The sequence below is a fragment of the Aeromonas sp. 61P genome (genome assembly GCF_051919545.1).
Lineage (GTDB): Bacteria > Pseudomonadota > Gammaproteobacteria > Enterobacterales > Aeromonadaceae > Aeromonas > Aeromonas veronii.
Map to the genome: position 1 here is coordinate 4,030,368 of NZ_JBQBEL010000001.1, position 23,009 is coordinate 4,053,376.

At 61.7% G+C, this 23,009-nt stretch carries 17 protein-coding genes and 2 pseudogenes; 6 read left to right on the top strand and 13 right to left on the bottom strand.

The genetic code is table 11. From position 1 onward, the window contains the following. Positions 1 to 19: 19 nt before the first annotated feature. The 5 genes and pseudogenes from ACTG2O_RS18820 to ACTG2O_RS18840 form a co-directional block, all read right to left on the bottom strand. Positions 20 to 3,194: pseudogene (locus ACTG2O_RS18820) on the bottom strand (efflux RND transporter permease subunit). After that, on the bottom strand, positions 3,187 to 4,227 hold the full coding sequence (locus ACTG2O_RS18825; RefSeq protein WP_439976676.1) for an efflux RND transporter periplasmic adaptor subunit: 1,041 nt from the start codon (positions 4,225 to 4,227) through the stop codon (positions 3,187 to 3,189). The pseudogene ACTG2O_RS18820 and the gene ACTG2O_RS18825 overlap by 8 nt, the downstream one beginning before the upstream one ends. 41 nt (positions 4,228 to 4,268) lie before the next feature. Continuing rightward, positions 4,269 to 4,739: a YeeE/YedE family protein gene (locus ACTG2O_RS18830; protein ID WP_058055970.1), complete on the bottom strand. Its 471-nt coding sequence runs from the start codon at positions 4,737 to 4,739 to the stop codon at positions 4,269 to 4,271. Between the two features lie 13 nt (positions 4,740 to 4,752). After that, the gene (locus tag ACTG2O_RS18835; RefSeq protein ID WP_058055969.1) at positions 4,753 to 5,166 is read right to left on the bottom strand and encodes a YeeE/YedE family protein; all 414 of its coding nucleotides are present in this window, start codon (positions 5,164 to 5,166) and stop codon (positions 4,753 to 4,755) included. Further along, entirely contained in the window at positions 5,166 to 5,480 is a 315-nt protein-coding gene (locus tag ACTG2O_RS18840) for an ArsR/SmtB family transcription factor (RefSeq protein ID WP_005338008.1), read from the bottom strand. The genes ACTG2O_RS18835 and ACTG2O_RS18840 overlap by 1 nt, the downstream gene beginning before the upstream one ends. Before the next feature lie 88 nt (positions 5,481 to 5,568). Between ACTG2O_RS18840 and ACTG2O_RS18845 the strand changes: the two genes are divergently transcribed. The 4 genes from ACTG2O_RS18845 (at position 5,569) to ACTG2O_RS18860 (ending at position 8,812) form a co-directional block, all read left to right on the top strand. Further along, positions 5,569 to 5,754 (top strand): YgaP family membrane protein, encoded by a 186-nt coding sequence (locus ACTG2O_RS18845; RefSeq protein WP_236284586.1) that lies wholly within the window; start codon positions 5,569 to 5,571, stop codon positions 5,752 to 5,754. 54 nt (positions 5,755 to 5,808) lie between these two features. Continuing rightward, positions 5,809 to 7,080 (top strand): NAD(P)/FAD-dependent oxidoreductase, encoded by a 1,272-nt coding sequence (locus ACTG2O_RS18850; protein ID WP_439976475.1) that lies wholly within the window; start codon positions 5,809 to 5,811, stop codon positions 7,078 to 7,080. Positions 7,081 to 7,461: 381 nt separating this feature from the next. Continuing rightward, on the top strand, positions 7,462 to 7,866 hold the full coding sequence (locus tag ACTG2O_RS18855; RefSeq protein ID WP_005359258.1) for a hypothetical protein: 405 nt from the start codon (positions 7,462 to 7,464) through the stop codon (positions 7,864 to 7,866). 217 nt (positions 7,867 to 8,083) lie between these two features. Then, positions 8,084 to 8,812 carry an MgtC/SapB family protein gene (locus ACTG2O_RS18860; RefSeq protein ID WP_064336900.1) on the top strand — a complete coding sequence of 243 codons (729 nt, stop codon included), beginning with the start codon at positions 8,084 to 8,086 and terminating at the stop codon, positions 8,810 to 8,812. A gap of 90 nt (positions 8,813 to 8,902) precedes the next feature. On the opposite strand, the gene ACTG2O_RS18865 is transcribed toward ACTG2O_RS18860, so the two are convergent. The 8 genes and pseudogenes from ACTG2O_RS18865 to grpE all read right to left on the bottom strand — a co-directional run bounded on the left by ACTG2O_RS18865 (position 8,903) and on the right by grpE (position 19,700). Then, positions 8,903 to 9,913, bottom strand: a complete 1,011-nt coding sequence (locus tag ACTG2O_RS18865; protein ID WP_439976476.1) for a substrate-binding domain-containing protein — start codon at positions 9,911 to 9,913, stop codon at positions 8,903 to 8,905. A gap of 27 nt (positions 9,914 to 9,940) precedes the next feature. Beyond that, positions 9,941 to 11,355, bottom strand: a pseudogene (locus ACTG2O_RS18870) (glycoside hydrolase family 32 protein). Further along, a complete protein-coding gene (locus ACTG2O_RS18875; protein WP_043818633.1) occupies positions 11,355 to 12,719 on the bottom strand; it encodes a sucrose-specific PTS transporter subunit IIBC in 1,365 nt (454 codons plus the stop codon). Before ACTG2O_RS18875 ends, ACTG2O_RS18870 begins: the two are co-directional and overlap by 1 nt. Positions 12,720 to 12,802: 83 nt before the next feature. Further along, positions 12,803 to 13,759: an aminoimidazole riboside kinase gene (locus tag ACTG2O_RS18880; RefSeq protein WP_439976677.1), complete on the bottom strand. Its 957-nt coding sequence runs from the start codon at positions 13,757 to 13,759 to the stop codon at positions 12,803 to 12,805. Positions 13,760 to 13,874: 115 nt separating this feature from the next. Further along, the gene (locus ACTG2O_RS18885) at positions 13,875 to 15,380 is read right to left on the bottom strand and encodes a carbohydrate porin (protein ID WP_439976477.1); all 1,506 of its coding nucleotides are present in this window, start codon (positions 15,378 to 15,380) and stop codon (positions 13,875 to 13,877) included. Positions 15,381 to 15,644: 264 nt separating this feature from the next. Continuing rightward, the gene (dnaJ, locus tag ACTG2O_RS18890) at positions 15,645 to 16,796 is read right to left on the bottom strand and encodes a molecular chaperone DnaJ (protein WP_439976478.1); all 1,152 of its coding nucleotides are present in this window, start codon (positions 16,794 to 16,796) and stop codon (positions 15,645 to 15,647) included. 101 nt (positions 16,797 to 16,897) lie between these two features. Then, a complete protein-coding gene (dnaK, locus tag ACTG2O_RS18895; RefSeq protein WP_042053028.1) occupies positions 16,898 to 18,826 on the bottom strand; it encodes a molecular chaperone DnaK in 1,929 nt (642 codons plus the stop codon). 298 nt (positions 18,827 to 19,124) lie between these two features. After that, entirely contained in the window at positions 19,125 to 19,700 is a 576-nt protein-coding gene (grpE, locus tag ACTG2O_RS18900; protein WP_005338036.1) for a nucleotide exchange factor GrpE, read from the bottom strand. Between the two features lie 291 nt (positions 19,701 to 19,991). Here grpE and nadK point away from each other — a divergent pair, with 291 nt between their 5' ends. Both nadK and recN read left to right on the top strand, forming a co-directional pair. After that, positions 19,992 to 20,876, top strand: a complete 885-nt coding sequence (nadK, locus tag ACTG2O_RS18905) for an NAD(+) kinase (protein WP_005338038.1) — start codon at positions 19,992 to 19,994, stop codon at positions 20,874 to 20,876. A 251-nt stretch (positions 20,877 to 21,127) separates the two neighbouring features. Next, positions 21,128 to 22,792 (top strand): DNA repair protein RecN, encoded by a 1,665-nt coding sequence (gene recN / locus ACTG2O_RS18910; RefSeq protein ID WP_439976479.1) that lies wholly within the window; start codon positions 21,128 to 21,130, stop codon positions 22,790 to 22,792. The last annotated feature ends 217 nt before the right edge of the window (positions 22,793 to 23,009 follow it).

The following is a 23,009-nucleotide window of genomic DNA, read 5'->3' on the forward strand; positions in this document are numbered from 1 at the left end:
CTTTCGCTAGTGACTCCCGTCATGAGCGTCGGGAGAGCAGGGCATAATAGAGCAAGGGTATCACCACCAGGGTGAGCAAAGTGGAGACCAGGATCCCGAAAATCAGGCTGATGGCCAGTCCGTTGAAGATGGGATCATCGAGGATGAACAGGGCCCCGATCATCGCCGCCAGCGCCGTCAGCATGATGGGTTTGGCCCGCACCTGCGCCGCCGCAATCACCGCCTGTTCGAACGCCACGCCACTCGCCCGCTGCTGCTCGATAAAGTCCACCAGCAGGATGCTGTTGCGTACGATGATCCCGGCGAGCGCAATCATCCCGATCATCGAGGTGGCGGTAAACTGGGCCCCCAGCAGGGCGTGGCCCGGCATCACCCCGATGAGGGTGAGCGGAATGGGGGCCATGATGATGAGCGGCACCAGATAGGAGCGGAACTGGGCCACCACCAGCAGGTAGATGAGGATCATCCCCACCCCGTAGGCAATCCCCATGTCGCGGAAGGTCTCGTAGGTTATCTTCCACTCCCCGTCCCACAACAGCGCCACCTCCCCAAGCTTGTCGGGCTGCTGCACGTAATACTGTGGCAGCGAGATGTCGGCACCGGCGGCAAACATGCCATAGAGCGGGCTGTCGGTATGGCCGCCCATGTCGGCCACCACCATCACCATGGGCTGCATGTTCTTGTGCATTATATAGCTGGGTGCCACCTCATCGCGGCGACTCACCAGCTCGGAGACCCGCACCAGCTGGCCGCTCAGGCTGCGCACCTTGAGGGCCAGCACACCCGCTAGATCCCGTTTGTCACCGGGGGCCAGCTCGATGCGGATCGGCACCGGATACTTGGCGCCATGCCCCTGCAGCCAGCTGGCATCCTGATAACCCACCCCGCCATTGAGGGTGTTCACCAGATCGCCGAGATCGACCCCGAGCAGGGCCGCCTTGCTGATCCACCACCAGCCGCCACTTGGGCTGCGGGTCGGTCAGATAGATATCCACGTCCACCAGATCCGCCGTGGCCACAAAGCGGGCCTGAACGGCGCGAGCGGCTGCCTCACGGGCGGCCTGAGTCGGGCCATACACCTCGGCAACGATGGGTGACCAGACCGGCGGGCCGGGCGGCACCTCAACGACTTTCAGGTTGCCCCCCACCGCGCTGGCGATGGCCTGCAGTGGCTCCCGAACCGACTGGGCAATCTGGTGGCTGCTGCGATGGCGCTCATGCTTGTCCACCAGATTGACCTGAATATCCCCCACGTTGGCACCGCTGCGAATGAAGTAGTGGCGCACCAGCCCATTGAAGTTGATAGGGGCGGCGGTGCCGGCGTAAATCTGGTAATCCTTCACCTCGGGCACCTTGGCAAGCTCCCGCCCGACCGCCAGCAGGGTGCGCTCGGTCTGCTCAAGCGTGGCCCCCTCCGGCATATCGAGCACCAGCTGGAATTCCGACTTGTTGTCGAAGGGGAGCATCTTGAGCACTACCCACTGCACCATGGGCATGGCGGCGGCAGCCGTTACCAGCAGCAGGATGGCCAGCCAGAGTTTGCGTCTGGCCCTCTTGGCGCCATCACCGATCAGGAAAGGGGTCATCAGCCGGTGAAAGAGGCCCGCCTTGGCCTCGCCGTCGGTACCGTGCACCGAATCCTTGAGCAAATGGCTCGCCAGCCAGGGGGAGAAGATAAAGGCCACCAGCAGGGAGATCAGCATCCCCATGCTGGCATTGATGGGGATGGGGCTCATGTAGGGGCCCATCAGGCCGCTGACAAAGGCCATCGGCAGCAGGGCCGCGATAACGGTCAGGGTCGCCAGTATGGTCGGCCCCCCCACCTCGTCCACCGCCCCCGGAATCAGATCCTTGAGTGCCCCCTTGCCCAAACCGCGATGGCGGTGGATGTTCTCCACCACGACGATGGCGTCATCCACCAGAATGCCGATGGAGAAGATCAGCGCGAACAGCGACACCCGGTTGAGGGTAAAGCCCCACGCCCAGCTGGCAAACAGGGTCAGCGCCAGGGTGATAACGATGGCCACACCCACCACCAGCGCCTCGCGCCAGCCCATGCTCACCAGCACCAGCAGCACTACCGCCGTGGTGGCAAAAATCAGCTTGCCGATGAGGATGTTGGATTTGGTCTCGGCGGTGACGCCGTAGTCACGGGTCACCGTCACCTCGACCCCAGCCGGGATAAGTCGATTCTTGAGGCTCTCGACCCGCACCTCCACCCGCTTGGCCACCTCGACCGCGTTCTGGCCGGGCTGCTTGCCGATGGCCAGGGTCACCGCCGGATAACTGCGATCCCCCAGCCCCATCCAGCTGCGCTTGGTCGGGGTCTCCTGACCCAGCGAGACCCTGGCCACCTCCCCCAGATAGACCGGCTTGCCGTCGTGCAGCCCCACCACCAGCTCGCGGGCCTCCTGCTCGCTTTGCAGGAACTGCCCCACCTGCACCTTGATCTCCCGGTTGTCCTGCCAGGTGGCCTGTGTCGGGCCCACCTGATTGGCGGCCGCAAGGCGCTGGCTCAACTCGCCCCAGCTGATGCCGTGGGCGCTGAGGGCCGCCGGATCCGGCATCACCCGCAACACGGCACTCTGGCTGCCCAGCGTGTAGATATCGCGGGTACCGGGAATGCGCTTGAGTTCGGTCTCCAGCTCATGGGCAACCCGGGTCAACTCGGGTGCCCCCGGCTGCTTGCTCCCCTCTTTGCTCCAATCTTTGCTCCATAAGGTCAAACTGACGATGGGGACATCATCGATCCCCCGGGGTTTCACCAGTGGCTGACCAACCCCGATCCCCTGTGGCAACCAGTCACGATTGGAGTCGAGCTGGTTGTTGAGATCGACGATGGCCTGCTCGCGGCTCACCCCCACCTTGAACACCACCACCAACAGGGCGCCATCAGGGCGAGAGAAAGAGTAGAGGGTATCTATCCCCTTTATCTGGGAGACCACCTGCTCGGCAGGGGTGGTGACGGGAGACTCCACCTCTGCCGGCGTGGCGCCCGGGAAAGGGATATAGACATCGGCGAAGGTGACATCGATCTGCGGCTCCTCCTCCTTGGGGGTCACCAGCACAGCAAACAGGCCGAGCAACAGCCCCACCAGCGCCAGCAGCGGAGTGATGGCCGAGCCCTGAAACAGTGCAGCCAGTCGGCCAGCTGGCCCCAGCCTCTCCTTGTTGCCGTTCAGCTCGCTACTCATGGGCCACCTCCTGCTGCTGCGCCCAGCCATCGGGGGCCAGCTTGTCACCGGCTTGCAGCCCGGCCAGGATCTCGCACTGCCCTTCAAAGCAATGGCCTACCCGCACCGGCGTCAGGGCCCAGCCAGCGGGCTGCTGCAGATAGACGCCGTTGAACTCCCCTTGCCGCAGCAGAGCGCGATCCGGTACTTGCAGCACCTGACGCTCACCCTGTTTGAGCTGCACCTTGAGCCACATGCCGGGCAATACCCCGGCGGTTTGCGACGGCAAGTCGAGGCGCAACCTGAAGGCGTGGCTCTGGCTGTCGGCATAGTTGAAGCGGGTCAATTTGACCGGGATAACGGCCCTGCCATCCGGCAGCAGCACCTGCACATCAGCAGGCGACCGAGCGAGCGTCAGGGCGGATTGGGGCAACTCCACCTCCACCCGCAGTGTGTCTAGGGAGAAGCCGGAGAGCAGCGGGGTACCGGGGGCGACAGTCTCCCCCAACTCCACCAGCCGTTTGGTCACCACCCCGGCGTAGGGGGCGAGAATGCGGGTATAACCGTAGGCCTCGCGGGCCTGAGTGAGGGCCGCATCGGCCGCATTCACCTCGGCGCGGGCGGCGCGATCCGTCGCCTGGGCATTGTCGAGCTGGGCGCGGGTGATCACCCCCTTGGCAATCAGCGCCTGAAAGCGGGCGAGCTGGCGCTCGGCTTCCACTTGCTGAGCCTGCGCCCGAGCCAGCCGCGCCTCGGCCCCCGTGACGGCGGCAAACTGCTCCTTACCGCTAATCTCCAGCAGCGGCTGCCCCGCCTGCACCTGATCGTTCACATCCACCAGCATGCGGGAGACCCGGCCGCTGGTCTGGGCCGCCACCGTCCCCTGATTGATGGCACTGACGGTGCCATCCAGCGTCAGCCAGTCGGTCACCGGCTGTGGCGCCACTGTCAACAAGGGCTCTGGCTCCCCGTCCGCGGCAAGGGCCCGGGGGGATATCATGGCCTGCGATGTCATCACCAATAAGGTGATCCCCAGCAACCGGATCTTTTCCATCATCACTCTCCTTCCCTGGCGTAATCTGTCACTTCACGGGATCAGGCGGTATGGGACTGGCGCACCTTATCCACTCCCCGAGCTGGCGCCTTGGTCAGCAACCTGGCCAGCCCTCTGTCAAACAACAAGATCCCGGCCACCATGGCCGCTATAAACAACATTATCATGGGCTGCCCGCTGGAAATGAGACTCAGAGCAGGCCCCGGGCAGATACCCACCAATCCCCAGCCGATGCCAAACAGCGCGGCCCCGCCGATCAGCCTGCGCTCCAGCCGAGGGGCTGGTACGGCGGTGATGGACTCCCCCAGCACACTCTGGCGACGGGGTTTCACCAGCAGAAAATAACCCGGCATAAAGACCAGCAGAGCGCCCCCCATCACGAAGGCGAGGCTGGGATCCCAAGCCCCGGCCAGATCGAGAAAACCGGTGACCCGGGCGGGATCCATCATGCCGGAGATGGCCATCCCCAGCCCGAACAACACACCCGCAAACAAACTTGTCAGCAACTTCATGGCAATCAGCCCCTTACAGCAGATGATGAGTGACGAAGACGGTGATAAAGCCAGCCGCCATAAAGGTCAGGGTGGCGACGATGGAGCGCAGGGAGAGTCGCCCCATGCCACAGATGCCGTGGCCGCTGGTGCAGCCATTGCCAAGACGGGTACCGATGCCGACCAACAGACCTGCCAGCAACACTACAGGCCAGCTGGGCAAGGTGGTGAATGCGGGCATACTGGCCCAGCCCAGGGTCAGCGCCAACCAGGCGCCCGCCCCGAGCCCCAGCAGAAACAACACCCGCCACGGCGCACGGTGTTGCAGCGCACCGGCCAGAATGCCGCTGATCCCGGCAACCCGGCCGTTGAACAACATCAGGATCAGGGCCGACAGCCCCGCCAGCATGCCACCGCCCAAAGAGAGCAGCCATTGGCTTTCCATCATCAAGATTCCTTATTTTCTGAGTGACAAAAATGGGTTTGCAGCGCTCCCAGCACATCGGCCGCCGCCTCGCTCACCAGCGAGTAGTAGATCTGCTGGGAGACCTTGCGCGAACGAATCAAGCCGTAGCGCTTCAATACCGAAAGTTGCTGAGAGAAGGCCGACTGCCCGAGTTGGCTATGGGCCAGCAGCTCTCCAACTCCCTTCTCCCCCTCCACCAGCTGGCAGAGCACCATCAGGCGTTCGGGATGAGCCAACGCCTTGAGCAGGGAGGCGGCAGCTGTCGCATGTCTGTTCATCTCGTCGAATTGGCTCATAAGAGTAAATTAGCAATTGCTGATATTTGTTCTATTGTATAAAACAACACTAAATTAGCAATATCTAAAGTAGATAAGGAGAAGGACCATGACAGTAGATAACGGAGTCAGAATCGTCGCGGGTTGCATGTTGCTGCTCTCGCTGCTCCTTACCACCTGGGTTCATCCGGGCTTTGTCTGGTTGAGTGCCTTTGTCGGGGTCAACCTGATCCAGAGCGCATTCACCGGTTTCTGCCCGGCAGCGATGATCCTCAAACGGATAGGATTTAAATAACAGGGTCGGATGACCCGGCTCACATGAGCGTGTAATAAACGCAGGAGGCTGAATATGGCAACGGTAATCGTCATCGGCGCAGGTCTCGGGGGCATGTCTGCCGCCTACGAACTCAAGGCCGAACTGGGCAAGCTGCATGAGGTGATCCTCATCAATGACAAGCCGGACTTTGAATTCACCCCCTCCAACCCCTGGATTGCCGTCCAGTGGCGGGAGCGCAAGGAGACCTCGATACCCATCGAACCCCATGTGAAGAAAAAGGGGATCCGCTTTATCCATGCCGCCCTGACCGAGCTGCAACCGGCGGCGCAGCAGCTCACCCTCTCCGATGGCCAGACCCTGCGTTACGACTTTCTGGCGATCTGTACCGGTCCGGCCCTCGCCTTTGACGAGGTGACGGGGGCTGGCCCCGAATCTGGTGGCACCACCAGCGTCTGTACCCTCTCCCACGCCGAAGAGTGCCGCCACAGCGTCAGTGCCCTGGTCGATGAGCCCGGCCCTGTGATTGTCGGCGCCATGCCGGGTGCCTCCTGCTTCGGCCCCGCCTACGAGTATGCGTTCATCCTCGATCGTCACCTGCGCGACAAGAAGGTGAGAAAAAATGTGCCCATGACCTTTGTCACCAGCGAGCCCTACATCGGCCATCTGGGTCTCAATGGTGTGGGGGACTCCAAGGGGATGCTGGAGAGCGAACTGCGGATGCGCGACGTGCAGTGGATCTGCAATGCCCGCACCGTGGCGGCGCAAGATGGCCAGATGACGGTGGAGGAACTGGACGATGAGGGCAACCTCAAGCGCACCCACACTCTGCCCTACAAACACGCCATGATGCTGCCCGCCTTTGTCGGCATTGCGCCGCTGCGGGGCATCGAGGGGCTGGTCAATCCCCGCGGCTTTGTCATCGTCGACGAACACCAGCGTAATCCCGCCTTCCCGCAGATTTACGCCGCCGGTGTCTGCATCGCCATTGCACCGCCGCACAAGACGCCGGTACCGACCGGGGTGCCCAAGACCGGCTATATGATTGAGGCAATGGTGCGCACCCTGAGCCACAACATCAAGGCGGAGCTCAGTGGCCAGCCACCGGTGACCAAGGCGGTGTGGAATGCCATCTGTCTGGCAGACATGGGGGACACAGGTGCAGCCTTCGTCGCCATGCCGCAGATCCCGCCGCGCAACGTTGCCTGGTTCAAGAAAGGAAAGTGGGTCCATCTGGCCAAGATCGCCTTCGAGAAGTACTTTCTGCACAAGATGCAGGTGGGGGATACCGAGCCCATCTACGAAAAACTGATGCTCAAATACCTCGGCATCGACAAGACCGAATGACCCCGCAGACCCGGCCCTCGCCGGGTCTGCTTTTGGCGGCCCTGCGCGGCAAAACGGGGCTTTCGATTATGTTTCAAGATGTTGCTGCGGGCGGCGCGGGGTTTACCCTGCCTGCCACCTCGGCTATCATTCGAGCCTCTTATCAATAGCGGAGACCATCAGTGGGCAACTCATCAAGTGACAGTTGTAGACCGACCCTCATCGTCGGTACCAAGGTCGCGAGCTAGCCGCAGGTCTTTCTCTGCCGCATGCTCGCAACCCTGCGAGAAGCGGACATCCACTCCCCTCTTCTCCCTTTTTACACTTGACGTCTGGTGACCTGTGGCCAATCGCCACGGTCGCCATGCCTGCATAGTTTCTGCTTCCCACAAGGAGGCTGCTATGCGTTTTATCTCAATCAAACCGGCTGCGGATCGCGCGGTCGCAACAGGTTCTGTTGCTACCCGGGCTCACCCCCTGTTGAGCAGGCTCGGCCGTGGCATGCTGCCACGCTGGCTGGGCGGCAAACAGCGTCAGCACCACTACCGGCTGCAGATCCGCTGTGAGGATCGCGCCGATATGGAGCAGGTGCTGGATATGGTGAACCACACCCTGCAACCGGCGGGGCTGCAACCGATGCAATCGATGAAGCCGGGTCGCGGCGGCGGGCGAGAGCTGGTGCTCAACCTGCAGTGCACCCCGCCCCAGCGACGCTATCTGGTTCAGTTTGTTCATCAGGTCGGAGTAGCACATCCGGTGCGCTGGCAACTGCGCCCGCGCATCGACTGCGATCCCGAGCTCAACTGACAGCTCATCTGCGTTAACCACAGTGAAAGGGGCCAGCCACGCTGGCCCCGCTTGTTGCGTCCTCTCCGAGCGTCAGGGCATCCGATGATGCTCCCGCCTCGGGACGCCGCGTTTTGTTTGTCTGCTGGCCATCCGCGCAATCATCCCCTGATCCATCCGCCACCCGGCGTTTCATCATGGATTGTGCCAAGCCAGCGCTTATCAGAAGGAGTACGCCATGAAGATGTGGCAACAAATTGACATGATCTCCCTGCTCGACACTCTGGCCAGCCTGCTGCTCGCCTTTGTGCTCGGCAGTCTGGTCGGGCTGGAGCGCCAGTACCGCCAACGTACCGCGGGCCTGCGCACCAACGTGCTGGTCGCCGTGGGAGCCGCCCTGTTCGTCAGCCTGGCCCAGCGAATCTATGACCTGCACGGCGGCAACTACAACGTGGTCCATGTGGTGGCCTATATTGTCTCCGGCATCGGCTTTCTCGGCGCCGGCGTCATCATGCGCGAGTCGGGCAATATCCGCGGCATCAACACCGCCGCCACTCTCTGGGGCGTGGCAGCAGTCGGCGCCGCCTGTGGCGCCGGGCTGGCCATGGAGGCAATTCTGGGCGCCCTGTTTGTGCTCGCCGCCAACACCCTGCTGCGACCGCTGGTCAATCAGATCAACCGTCGCCCGGTGGACAATACCGACACCGAAGTGACCTACAAGGTGACGGCCCTGACCCAGCGTGAACATCAAAAAGAGGTGCTGCACTGGCTCGAGGAGATGCTGGAGCAGGCCAACTACCCCCTGAGCGAACTCGATATCGAGCCGTTTGGCGCGGGGGATCTGGAGATCTCGGCGGTGCTGCTGGCTACCTCCATCGATGGCGACGAGCTGGATGCCCTGATGCAAAAGCTGGCCATCCACCCCCATATCAAGCAGGTGTTCTGGCGCACCAGTACCACCGACTGAGCTGCCTGTCAGAGGAACGAACCATCCGCCCACAGCAAAAAGCCCCGCCAGCAATGGCGGGGCTTTCTCATATGGATGGGCGAAGAGTGGCTAACGGCGGCTGCGCCAGCGCACCCTGGGGGTGATCACCTGGGCAGTCTGTGCGGGAGGTTTGCCCGCAATCAGTTGCTGCATCAGCTCGAAAGCGGCGAGGGCCAGCGCCGGACAATCCTGTGCCACCGAGTCGATGCGCATGGGAATGCAGTCAAGCAGGTCGTGATCGTCGAAGGTACACAGGCGCATGCCTGTCTCCATCAACCCCGCCTCGTTGAGGTAGCGCAGTACCCCTTCCAGCAGGGTAAAGGAGGCGGTAAAGAGCCCCTTGGGGGGGGCTCCCAGCTCAGCCACCAGCTCGGCCATCAGCTGATAACCGGAGCTCGGCTGATAGTCGCGATGGCGCACCCGGGCGGCATCGGCTTCAAAACCGGCGCGATGGAGCCCCAGCTCATAGCCCGCCAGCCGGTGACGGCTGGGGGAGAGATCCAGCAAACCGCCGAAGTAGTAGATCTGCTCGCCGCACTCGCAGGTCATGTCCCGCACCAGCTCGGCGGTAGCCTTGCAGGCATCGGAGATCACCATGGGCAGGCGCGACTCGCCGATGTGGCGGTCGAGCTGCACCACCGGCAGACGATCGTGGATGCGGGCATAAATATCATCGCTGTGGCCGCTGGAGGCGACAATCAGCCCATCCACCTGACGGCTGATGAGGTTGTCCACCACCCGCTGCTCGAGGGCGGGATCATCCTCGGAGCAGGCGATCAGCAGCTGGATGCCCGCCTCCCGGCAGTAGGCCTCGAGGGCACGGGCAATGCGGGCAAAACCGAAGTTGGTGAGATCGGGGATCACCAGCCCCCAGGTGTAGCTGCGGGTCTCGCGCAGGGAGCGGGCATGAAAGCTCGGCAGGTAGTGACACTCCTCCGCCACCGCCTGAATGCGCTTGCGGGTATCGTCGGCAATCCGGTACTCCGCACTCTTCCCGTTGAGCACCAGACTGGCGGTCGCCTTGGACACCCCCGCCAGTTCGGCGATCTGGGCAATCGTGATCCGTTTCTTCTTCTCCACCTGGCCTCCCGGCTGACTAGAACCGGGCTATTGTACTAGGCACGCCGACAGCGGCCAGTGATTGAGGCAAATTTTGCAGCCATCATCGCCGTTACCTGATGAAAGTTGCGGCTTGTCCCCGGGAAAATAGCGCGCCGACAGGCTGTGGCGACCCTCATCGATGAAGCACTCCAGACTGGAGCGATCGCATAGCACGGTGATCCGCCCGCCAGCCCATGGGCTGCTGCGGGTCTCCCACGCTCCGCTCTGCCAGTTCTGGCGCCGCAAGGTGATGCGCCCCGGCTGCCAGCACAGCTCGGCCACGGCACCGAACCAGAGGCTCCCCTCACCACACAGATCCAGATCGAGCCAGGCCGAGTCGATGGCCAGACCCGGAAATTCGCCGAGCGTCCCCTCGAAGCGGGTCAACTCTCCCTTCAATGCCGCAAGCTCCGCCACCGGCCGCTGGCAGAGCCACTCATCCTGCCAGAACAGCTCCCGCGGGCAGCTCATCTGGTGGATCCAGCCGTGAGCGACCGTAGGCTGGCTCTCTCGTTCTCCTCCGGCAGCCCCAGCCAACCGAACAGGAGGCGGCGCCCCTGACTGTCTCGGGTGGTTTGCGGCGCATAGAACTCGAAGCCCCGATCCAGCTCGTGGAAAGCCCCGTGCTCGAAGCGCTCGCCGTCGAAGTTGCCAGAAAGCCAGCCGCACTGGTAGAGGTTGCGATAATCCTCACCCACCGGGGCAATCCCCTGCGGGCAGCTGATCAGCACATGGCGCTCCCCCAGCGGGAAGAGATCCGGGCACTCCCACATATAGCCAAACTCACCCAGCCCCCCTCGCCCGCTACCGGCGATGGGGCCCACCCGCTGCCAGCTTTGCAGGGTGTCACCGCGATAGAGCAGCACTTCCCCCTTGTCATCCAGGGTGCGGGCCCCCAGCACCATCAGCCACTGCTGGCCGTCGTGCCACACCTTGGGGTCGCGCACGTGGCCGCTGTAGCCTGCGGGCAGATCCAGCACAGGCCCCAGCTTGGCAAAACCACCCTCACCGTCGGCCCGGGCCAGACACTGATAGGCGGTGCGGCTGCCATCCGGGTATTTGACATTGCCGGTGTAGATAAGAGTCAGGCGCCCCTGCTCGTCGCTCACCGCCGAGCCCGAATAGCAGCCGTGGCTCTCATAGGCTTCGGTGGGCAATAGCGCCACCGGCTCGTGCTGCCAATGCAGCAGATCGGTGGAGGTGACATGGCCCCAGCCCTTGTTGCGGTGCTCGCAGCCCAGCGGATTCCACTGGTAGAAGAGGTGGTAGCGCCCGTCGTGCTCGATAAAACCGTTGGGATCGTTAAGCAGCCCCACCGGGGCTGCCAGATGCCAGCGAGGCCGATGGGGATCGGCCGCCGCCTTGAGCTGTCCGGCCAGCAGCGACCGGACAATCTGGTTGAGAAGATCGCTTTCCTTCATCACTCCACCTTGTACTTGAGCAGGTAGGATGCGGCGAAGGCGGCGCCAAAGGCGATCACCAACCCGATGATGTAGTGAATCAGGCTCATGGGCTGGACGATGGCCATACCGGGAATACCGGTCAGCCCCACCGCCGTCATCCCCACCTTGGCCGCCACCACGTAGGCGCCGCCGCAGGCCCCGCCAAACAGACCGGCGAGGAAGGGTTTGATGTAGCGCAAGTTCACCCCAAAGATTGCCGCTTCCGTGATACCCAGCAGGCAGGACATGGCCGCCGGCACGGTAATGGCCTTGATCTTCACATCGCGGGTTTTGAAATAGACCGCGAGGCAAGCCCCGCCCTGTGCCACGTTGGCCATGGCCCAGATGGGCAGCAGGAAGTTGACGCCAATTTGCGGATTGGCCAGCAGCCCCGCCTCGATGGCGTGGAAGCTGTGGTGGATGCCGGTGATGACGATAAGCGAGTAAGTGCCGCCAAATACCAGCCCCGCCAGCCAGCCTGCCTGCTCATAGAGGGCGCTCAGACCGAACGAGATACCATCCCCCAGCACCCGACCCGCCGGGCCGATAAAGAGCAGTGCAACGAAACCGGTGATGATGACGGTGAGGAACGGCGTGAGGATCAGATCCAGCGCATCCGGAATGCGCTTGCGCAGCTGTTTCTCCAGATGGGACATAAACCAGACTGCCAAGAGCACCGGGAAGACGGTGCCCTGATAGCCGATCATCGCCACATCCAGCCCGAAAAAGTCCATGGTCTTGAAACCACCGGCCACGCCCCAGGCGTTGGTCAACGCCGGGTGGGTGAGGATGCCGCCAAGGGTCGCCCCGAGATACGGATTGCCGCCAAACTCCCGCGCCGCAGTAAAGCCGATGAGGATCGGCAGTATGATAAAGGCCGCCGAACTGAACATATCGAGCATCACAAACAGGGCGCTGTCGGCATTGGCCCAGCCGTAGGTGCGCACCATGCCGAGCAGCCCCATCAGCAGGCCCGAGGCGACGATGGCCGGAATGATCGGCACGAAGATGTTGGAGAGGGTTCGCGCCAGCCGCTGGGCCACGTTGAGCTTGGCCGCCGCCATGTCGGTCAGCTCCGCCTTGCTGGCGGTGCCGGTACCGGTCAGCGCCACAAACTCCGCATAGACCTTGTTGACCAGACCGGTGCCGAAGATCACCTGAATTTGGCCCGCGTTGCTAAAGCACCCCTTGACCCCCTCCAGCTTGTCGATGGCAGCCTTGTTCACCTTGCTGTCATCGGCCAGCACCAATCGCAGCCGGGTGGCGCAGTGGGCAGCACTGACGATATTCTCCTTGCCCCCGAGCAGGGGCACCAGATCCTTGGCTATCGCACTGATATTCATATTCTTCCTCTTATGACCCGCCACGCTGGCGGGCCCTAGTCACATGAGAGTAGGGGCTGTCGAGCCGGGCTTCTAGCCTCAGCTCAACAGCCGCTTGCGCCTGATCGCAAAAAGGCATCCAGTTCGGTGCGGGTCGGCAGCGCCGTCATCGCCCCCTTGGCGGTGGTGGCGAGCGCCCCGCAGCCGTGGGCCTGAGCCAGGATGGCAGGCAGCTCGGCCAGAGTCGGCAGCGACGAGCGCCCGGCCAGCGCCGCCAGCAGACCGGCGACGAAGGCATCCCCCGCCCCCGTGGTGTCGATGGGCGTCACTTTCTGCCCCACCCACTCCAGCAACTCGCCATCAAGGCGAGCCACCACCCCGGCCGCCCCTCTGGTCACCAGCACCAACGCCGGGCCTGAGAGAGTTGCAAGCCCGGCAGCCAGATCATCCTCGCCGCTCAGCAGTTGCAGCTCCTCGATGGAGAGCTTGACCATATCCGCCTGTGCAATTGCCTGACGCACCAGCGGCAGCATCTCGGCGGGGTTGCCCCACACCTCGGGGCGCAGGTTGGGGTCGAAGCAGACCCGCCCGCCTGCCGCCTTGATGGCCGCCATGGCCTGCAGGCAGCTGGTGCGTACCGGCTCATTGGCGAGCGCGATGGAGCAGGTGAGCAGCCACTGACCGGCATCGAAGCGGGGCAACTCATCCGGGGTGAGGAACTGGTCGGCACTGGGGCGCACCATAAAGGTGAAGCTGCGCTCCCCCTCATCATCCAGTGCCACCAGCACGGTAGAGGTGCGATGGTCTGGATCGAGCCGCAGCGCACCGATATCCACCCCCTCACCGCTCAGGGTGTCGGCCATAAAGCGGCCGAACGGATCGGCACCAACCCGGCCGATAAAGGCCGCATCGCCACCCAGCCGTGCCACGCCAACAGCCACATTGGCGGGTGCGCCACCCGGACACTTGAGGTAGTGCAACGCCCCTTCCGGGATCAAGTCCACCACCGCATCCCCCATTACCCACACACGATTCGTCACCTTGCTACTCCACTGCTGCATCGGATCCACGGTCAAACCCGAACTCTGTTCTGTTGGCTGGCATTATCAGCTAAACCGTTTTAGCCAACCAACAGATCTCGGCACCGGCTGCCATTTTTGTGATCGGGATAACGAACTAGAACCAGGTTTCCATCTGTACGCCAAAGTTCCACTCGCCACCGGCGGTGAAGTTGCTCTGACCCATGGCATCGTCGCTGGCGTAGTTGTCGAGCTCGGAGGACCAGTCCATCCAGCTGGCGAACACCCGCAGTTCGGGCCGTTCGAAGAAGCCGGCGGTCTGCGCCTTGAAGGTGGGGGCGAAGGTGAGCTTGGTGAAGTTGCCATTCACCGCCTGGCGTCCCTTGTAACCCTTGGGATCGAGATCCATGTACTGCCAGGCCGCCTCGTAGACCAGCTCCACGTTCTGGCTCAGCACCTGCGCCACCCGGGTATTGAAGGTGATCCAGCGGTACTCGTCCCCTTTCACGTAGCGATCCTGACTCTGCTCGGCCAGCAGGGCCGGGGCAAAACGCCAGCGCGAGTTGAGATCGGTGGCGCCAAACACGGCGACCCGCACCGCATCGGCGTCCGGCAACAGCTCGCTGTCAGAGCCCAGCCCCTTGACCTCGGCCCCCAGCCCATGACCATACAACACCGCCGCCTTGGCAAACCCTGGGTTGATGCCAAAGAAGCTCTCGCCGTGGTAGGCCAGCAGGGTGTGTGCCCCCTTGTCCGCCGCCTCGCTGCCCGCCCCCTTGTCATTGATGCGGGCGTCATTGTCCTTGGCCGAGAGACCGTTCACCATCCACTGCCAGTTGCCGACGCGGTTGTTCATGGTGAGGATGTAGCTCTCGATATCGGACAGACCGCTGGCGCTGATGTCGCCGTAATCACGGCCATAGAGAGAGAAGTTGGCCTTCCAGCTGTCGGCCAGCTGCACGTCGTAGACGCCGCCGCCGGTACCGGCCAGGAACACCACGTCAGAATCGAGCCAGTGGATGTCAAAGTTGTCGCGGTCAAAGCGCTTGCCCGCCCACAGCACCGCATTCTTGAAGGGGCCGTCGAAGCTCGCCAGATTGCCGATCTCGGCAAACACCTGACGGGTATTGAGGCTCGAATCGCTGGAGGTCCAGTCGTTGCTGGTCTCCACCCCGTCTGCCAGCATCAGCTTGTAGCGGGCCCAGCTGCCATCCTCGAAGGTCTGGGTTTTCAGCAGGTTGGCCTCCATGTAGGTGTCATCTTCGTTGCCAAGGCGACCGACAGCTCCACCCACGGATCCTGCCGGCGTGAGGTAGGGGCCGCCGCGCCCGCCGTTGCCATTGCCGTTGACCAGGAGGCCCGAGCGGGCATAGCCGTGAAACTCGAAGCCCTGGGCACCGGCGGTCTTCTCATCCACCTTCTGGCTGCGGTTGTTGGCCACCTGCGCCTGCTCGCTGGCCGCGCTCGCCTTCACTTCCGCCTGACTGGCGCGGCTCTCTGCTGCCTCGGCTCTGGCTTCAGCTACCTGTACCCGCGCCTCCAGCGCCGCCAGTCTGGCCTCGACACTCTCACCTGCAACACTCGCCTGCGCCGCCCACAGCGGACTGCTCATCCCCAATCCCAGCGCTACCGCCAGCGCCAACTTGCTCTTGAACATCATCATCTTCCTCACCTGTCATCTGTGGCCCGGACGGGCGCTGTTGTTATCGACAGACGGAGCATAGCTAAACCGCTTTAGCCAACTCAATACAGAAACTAAACCGTTTCAGCAACAGTGTGAGCGGGATAACATTTGTACAGCAGGAATTGGCGGGAGTTGTGAGGAGGATCCCTCATCAGGATCCACTCAATAAGGCGGATCCTGGCGAAATGACAGGCAAAAAAAGAGCCGGCACAAGGCCGGCTCTGTTTATTCGGGTCGCTGAAATCAGCTGGTCAGATCGTCGAAGAAGCGTTTCACCCCTTCGAAGAAGCCTTCCGATTTCGGCTTGTGGGTCTTGGCAGCGGCACCGCTGAACGACTCGTCCAGCTGGCGCAGCAGCTCTTTCTGCTGCTCGGTGAGGTTGACCGGAGTCTCGATCACCACCTTGCACATCAGATCCCCTACCTGACCGGAGCGCACGGACTTCACGCCCTTGCCGCGCATGCGGAACATCTTGCCGGTCTGGGTCTCCGGAGTGACCTTGAGCTTGACGCGGCCATCCAGGGTCGGCACTTCAATCTCGCCACCCAGCGCAGCTGCGGTGAAGCTGATGGGCACTTCGCAGTAGAGGTTGTTGCCGTCACGCACGAAGATCTCGTGCTCTTTGACGTGCACCTGTACGTAGAGATCCCCTGCCGGAGCTCCTGCTTCCCCCGCTTCCCCTTCGCCGGAGAGACGGATGCGATCGCCGGTATCGACGCCCGCCGGAATTTTCACCGACAGGGTCTTGGTGCGCTGGTAGCGACCTTCACCGTGGCACTTGCGGCACGGATCCTTGATGATCTTGCCGCGGCCGTGACAGTGCGGACATGCCTGCTGCACCGCGAAGAAGCCCTGACGCATCTGCACCTGGCCGGAGCCGTGGCAGGTCGGGCAAGTCTGGGCACTGCTGCCGGTGTGGGCACCGGAGCCGTTACAGACTTCGCAGTGAACCAGGGTCGGCACCTTGATCTCCTTGGAGACCCCGCGTACCGCCTCTTCCAGCGTCAGCTCCATGGTGTAACGCAAGTCGGAGCCTCGGGCCGGGCCACGACGGGCACCACCACGGCCACCGCCGAAGATGTCACCGAATACGTCACCAAACATGTCGGCGAAGTCGGCACCGCCGCCAAAGCCACCGTGGCCACCGTGGCCACCGCCACCCTGGCTCGGGTCGACACCGGCATGGCCGTACTGATCGTAACGGGCACGCAGGTTGGCATCGGTCAGGACCTCGTAGGCTTCCTTGACCTCTTTGAACTTCTCTTCGGATGCGGCATCACCCTGGTTACGATCCGGGTGATACTTCATGGCCAGGCGCTTGTACGCCTTCTTGATCTCGCGATCGTCGGCATCTTTCGCCACACCCAGTACTTCGTAGAAATCGCGCTTCGACATACTCATCCTGTGGTTACGCAGACGGGCGTTGGTTACCCAACGCCCGTGAATTCATTGACCAAGCCGATGGGCGAAGCGGACTTCGCCCATCTGGGTAGGGCTTACTTCTTGTCGTCTTTCACTTCTTCGAACTCGGCGTCGACTACGTCGTCGTCAGCCTTGGCAGAAGAGGAGGACTGACCGGCATCAGCACCGGCTGCACCCTGGGCCTGAGCCTGCTGCTGGGCAATTTCCATCAGCTTCTGGGACGCTTCCAGCAGAGCCTGCTGTTTGGCTTCGATAGCAGCCTTGTCGTCACCCTTGATGGCAACTTCCAGCTCGCTCAGAGCAGCTTCGATCTTGGTCTTGTCGTCGGCAGGCAGGGCTTCACCAGCTTCGGTGATCTGCTTGCGTACGGAGTGGACCAGACCATCAGCCTGGTTGCGAGCCTGTACCAGCTCTTCAAACTTCTTGTCCTCGGCCGCGTTGGCTTCGGCTTCGCGTACCATGCGCTCGATCTCGTCATCAGACAGACCAGAGGAGGCCTGGATGGTGATCTTCTGCTCTTTGTTGGTCTCTTTGTCTTTCGCAGAGACGTGCAGGATACCGTTGGCATCGATGTCGAAGGTCACTTCGATCTGCGGCAGACCACGCGGTGCCGGACGGATGCCTTCCAGGTTGAACTGGCCCAGAGACTTGTTGTCGCTGGCGCGCTTGCGCTCACCCTGCAGCACGTGAATGGTCACGGCAGACTGGTTGTCTTCGGCAGTGGAGAACACCTGGGACTTCTTGGTCGGAATGGTGGTGTTCTTCTCGATCAACGCAGTCATCACGCTACCCATGGTTTCGATACCCAGGGAGAGCGGGGTGACGTCCAGCAGCAGTACGTCGGTCTTGTCACCGGACAGTACGGCGCCCTGGATGGCAGCCCCCATGGCCACGGCTTCGTCCGGGTTGACGTCTTTACGCGGCTCTTTGCCAAAGAACTCGGCAACGGTCTTCTGAACCAGTGGCATACGGGTCTGACCACCAACCAGAATCACGTCGTCGATCTCGCCAACTGCCAGACCGGAGTCTTTCAGGGCGACACGAACCGGCTCCAGAGAGTCCTTCACCATGTCTTCTACCAGGGATTCCAGCTTGGCGCGGGTCACTTTGATGTTCATGTGCTTCGGACCGGTGGCATCTGCAGTGATGTACGGCAGGTTGACGTCGGTCTGCTGGGCAGAAGAGAGCTCGATTTTGGCTTTCTCGGCGGCATCTTTCAGACGCTGCAGAGCCAGCTGGTCGTTGCGCAGGTCGATGCCCTGCTCACGCTTGAACTCGTCTACCAGATAGTTGATGACGCGGTTGTCGAAGTCTTCACCACCCAGGTGGGTGTTACCGTTGGTCGCCAGTACTTCGAAGGTGGTTTCGCCTTCAACTTCGTCGATCTCGATGATGGAGATATCGAAAGTACCGCCACCCAGGTCATATACGGCAACCTTGCGCTCGCCCTTGACCTTGTTCACGCCGTAGGCGAAAGCTGCTGCAGTCGGTTCGTTGATGATGCGTTTTACATCCAGACCGGCGATGCGACCGGCATCCTTGGTAGCCTGACGCTGGGCGTCGTTGAAGTAGGCCGGAACAGTGATAACGGCTTCGGTTACCGGCTCGCCCAGGTAGTCTTCAGCGGTCTTCTTCATCTTTTTCAGCACTTCGGCAGAGATCTGCGGCGGTGCCATTTTCTTGCCCTTCACTTCAACCCAGGCGTCACCGTTGTCAGCTTTGGCGATGGCGTACGGCATGATTTTCAGGTCACGCTGCACTTCTTCATCTTCAAAGCGACGACCGATCAGACGCTTGATGGCGAACAGGGTGTTTTTCGGGTTGGTGATGGCCTGACGCTTGGCCGGCTGACCAACCAGGATCTCGCCATCATCGGCATAGGCAATGATGGACGGAGTAGTACGATCGCCTTCTGCGTTCTCGATCACGCGAGCAGTGTCGCCATCCAGAATAGCGACGCAGGAGTTGGTAGTACCCAGGTCAATACCGATGATTTTACCCATTTGACGAATCTCCAAATACTTTGAATAAACTGGCGAGGAACTCGCCTTAATGCGTTAACGGCTAGGTGGGGGCTGCCAATCTGGCTTTCAAGCTCCCGGCATCAAATTTTTTGTGCCGCCGCGGCCTTGCTACCTATATGGGGTCGCCAGACGCAGCTTCAAGCCCCAACCCTAAAAAACCACACCCTTTGTCATGGTTGCGCGGTCACGTTGAGCCGTTAAACCGGGCAAGATGAGCAGGTGCTGCACTGCGAAACAAAAAGCCCGCCACGGGGCGGGCTCGGGCACCCACAGCCAATCAGTCGACCGCTTTGGCGATCATCACCATGGCAGGACGGATCACCCGACCGTTGAGGTCATAGCCCTTCTGCATCACTGCAATGACGGTGTTCGGGGCCACATCGGCACTCGGTACCATGCTCATAGCCTGATGGGCGTTGGGGTCAAACGGCTGGTTGATCGGGTCGAGCGCCACCAGACCAAACTTGGCCACGCCGCTCTGCATGGATTTCAGGGTCAGCTCGACACCTTCGATCATCGGCTTGAGGGCTTCGTTCTCCTTGTCGGCCAGTTCGATGGCACGCTCCAGGTTGTCCAGCACCGGCAGCAGTTCATTGGCGAACTTCTCCAGCGCGAATTTGTGCGCCTTCTCCACATCCAGCTCGGTACGACGGCGCAGATTCTCCATCTCGGCGGCGGTACGCAGGGCGCGTTCACGCTCTTCCGCCGCTTTTTGGATGGCGGTTTCCAGCTGCGCTTCCAGTTCGGCAATACGGGCCTGCTCGGCTGTCACTTCACTGTCTACATCGGTCGGCTCGACTGGCTGGGCTTCCACTTGCTCCATCGCTTCAACCTTTTGCTCTTCGTGGTTCATGACATCTCCAATTCCGGGGTTACTTATGAGGGCCCTGACGTCTGGTTGAGCGACCGGACGACAACAGACCGACTATGTTGGCGCTATTATGGGGATGCATCCCCGGCTTTCAAGGGGTAAAGGACAATCAGAGTTGCTGAATAGCCGCAACCATCGGTTTATCCGGGTTGCCGCTCACCGTTTAACCATTAGCCTCAAGGGGATAGCCAGCCCCGTCACACGGGAGAGCGTCACAAGCGGAGCAAAGCACTGTATACTGGCCCGCAATACCCATCCCAGATCTGACTGACTATGGATTCTCCGTTCAAAACCATCGCCCTGATTGGCAAACCCCACCATGAGGGGGCCAACCAGACGCTGACCGGCCTGCATCAATACCTGACCGCCCGCGGCTTTCGGGTTCTGGTGGAGAGCCGGGTTGCCCAGACCCTGAGCATCCTCGATGAAAACGTGATGGATCTGGTGCAACTGGGCCAGCAGGCCGATCTCGCCATCGTGGTCGGCGGCGACGGCAACATGCTGGGGGCGGCGCGGGTGCTGTCACGCTTCGATGTAGCAGTGATCGGGGTCAACCGGGGCAACCTCGGCTTTCTGACAGATCTCTCGCCGCAGGATTACCTGCTGCCACTGGAGCAGGTGCTCTCCGGCCACTACAAGAGCGAACACCGCTTCCTGCTGGAGGCCTCGGTCTATCGCCACGGCGAGCGCAAGTCGAGCAATCTGGCGGTGAATGAAGCAGTACTGCACCCGGGCAAGATCGCCCATATGATCGAGTTCGAGGTCTATATCGATGGCAGCTTTATGTATAGCCAGCGCTCGGACGGCATCATAGTGGCCACCCCGACGGGCTCCACCGCCTACTCGCTATCGGCAGGTGGCGCCATCCTCACCCCCAAGCTCAACGCCATTACGCTGGTGCCCATGTTCCCGCACACCCTGAGCAGTCGCCCCATCGTGCTCGATGCCGACAGCGAAGTACGGTTGTTGGTCTCACCGGACAATCAGGACGATGCCATGCAGGTCAGCTGTGACGGTCAGGTGACCCTGGCGGTCCACCCGGGGGACGAGATCCTCATCAAGAAGAGCCACCACCAGCTTCATCTGGTGCATCCCCTCGACTACAGCTACTTCCACGTGCTGCGCAACAAGCTCGGCTGGGGCAGCAAGCTGTTCTAATCAGCTTTGACCGACAACGGCATTGCCAGAGAGGGCGCCTGAATTGGCGCCTTTCTCTGTTTTCTGTCGTGGCAACGCCCCCTGCACTTCATATCCGTACTGCGTACCAATAGTCAGTCCCGTATTCTCATAGCCATAGCGCACTGGCGCGGCTTTCCTTTGTTAAAAATGGCGGCGCCCTCTTTACTGTATATAAGACCAGTATATACTGGATGCATACACAGTAATGTTGACCTATACAGGATGAGACCATGCTGACCCAGCTGACCGTCAACAACTTCGCCATCGTCAAGTTTCTCGAACTCGATCTGCAACCGGGCATGACCTGCATCACAGGTGAGACCGGTGCCGGTAAATCCATCGCCATCGACGCTCTCGGTCTCTGCCTCGGAGAACGGGCCGAAGCGGGCATGGTGCGACCCGATAGCGATAAAAGCGAGGTCAGCGCCCGCTTCCTGCTGGACAACAACCCGGCCGCCCGCGCCTGGCTCGCCACCAACGAACTGGAAAACGAAGGTGAGTGTATCGTGCGGCGAGTCATCTCCGCCGAGGGTCGCTCCCGCAGCTATATCAACGGCGTGCCCGTCCCTCTTACCCAGCTCAAGAATCTGGGCCAGCTGCTGGTCAACGTGCACGGTCAACATGCCCACCAGATGCTGCTCAAACCCGATTACCAGCTCGCTCTGCTCGACGGTTATGCCGGTCACCATCTGCTGCTCGACGAGGTGCGCCAGCACTATCAGCAGTGGCGCCAACTGCAAAACGAGCTGAACCGGCTCAAGGCCGAGCAGCAACAGCGGGAGGCCCGCCGCCAGCTGATCGAGTACCAGGTGCAGGAGCTGGACGAATTTGCCCTGCAACCAGGGGAGTTCGAAGAGATAGAGGAGGAGCACCAGCGTCTGGCCAACGGCACAGAGCTGATGCAAGAGTGCGGGGCTTGCCTCGATCTGCTCTATGACAACGAAGAGACCACTATCGCAGGGCTGCTGCAATCGGCCGTCGATCGGGCCGAGGGGCTGGTCAGCATGGACAGCCGCCTCACCCCGGTACTGGAGATGCTGAACGAAGCGCTGATCGGGGTGCAGGAGAGCCACAGCGAACTTCGCAGCTACCTCGATCGGCTGGAGCTGGATCCCGAACGTTTCAACGAGCTGGAGGCCCGCCTCTCCAAGGCGATCAATCTGGCCCGCAAGCACCACGTCAAACCGGCGGATCTGGCCCAACACCATCAGGAGCTTGCCTCGGATCTCGCCCGCCTCAACTCTGACGAAGAGCGGTTAGAGGGGATGGAAGATGAGCTGGCCGAGGCCCGTCAGGCGTTTGTCCAGGCCGCCGAAGCCCTGAGCCAGAGCCGTCAGCGTTACGCCCAGGAGCTGGGCGCCAAGGTGACCAGCAGCATGCACGAACTGGCGATGCCCGATGGCCGCTTTGCCATCGAGGTGCGCCCCGATGCCCAGAGCAGCCTCTCTCCGCTAGGTATAGATCGGGTGGAGTTCATGGTCACCACCAACCCGGGCCAACCGATCCAGCCGCTTGGCAAGGTTGCATCGGGTGGCGAATTGTCGCGCATCAGTCTCGCCATCGTGGTGATCAGCGCCCGCAAGGTCTCCACCCCGACCCTGATTTTCGACGAAGTGGATGTGGGGATCAGCGGCCCGACTGCCGCCGTGGTGGGTCGCCTGCTGCGCCAGCTCGGCGAGTCCACTCAGGTGATGGTGGTCACTCACTTGCCTCAGGTGGCAGGCAACGGCCACCAGCATATGGTGGTGAGCAAGCATACCGATGGCAAAACCACCGAAACCCAAATGAGTGCCCTTGATGAGACCGCCCGTCTCAACGAGCTGGCACGCCTGCTCGGTGGCGACCAGATCACCGACAACACCTTGGCCAATGCCCGCGAGCTGCTGCGTCGATGAATCAGGTGATAAAGCCAATTTGCAGCGATGGCGACTGATAGCGCTGACCGAACATGCTGACTGCGCAGGCACAGGCGAGAGCTATGGCCTGCGCAGCCAGTAATAGCCAATAGCCAATAGCCAATAGCCAACTGTGATAACTGAACTCGCGTCAGGATTACCGACCCAGATCAATAAAATGGCGAGTTAGGCGAAGCTGGCAGCAACATGGGCGTGG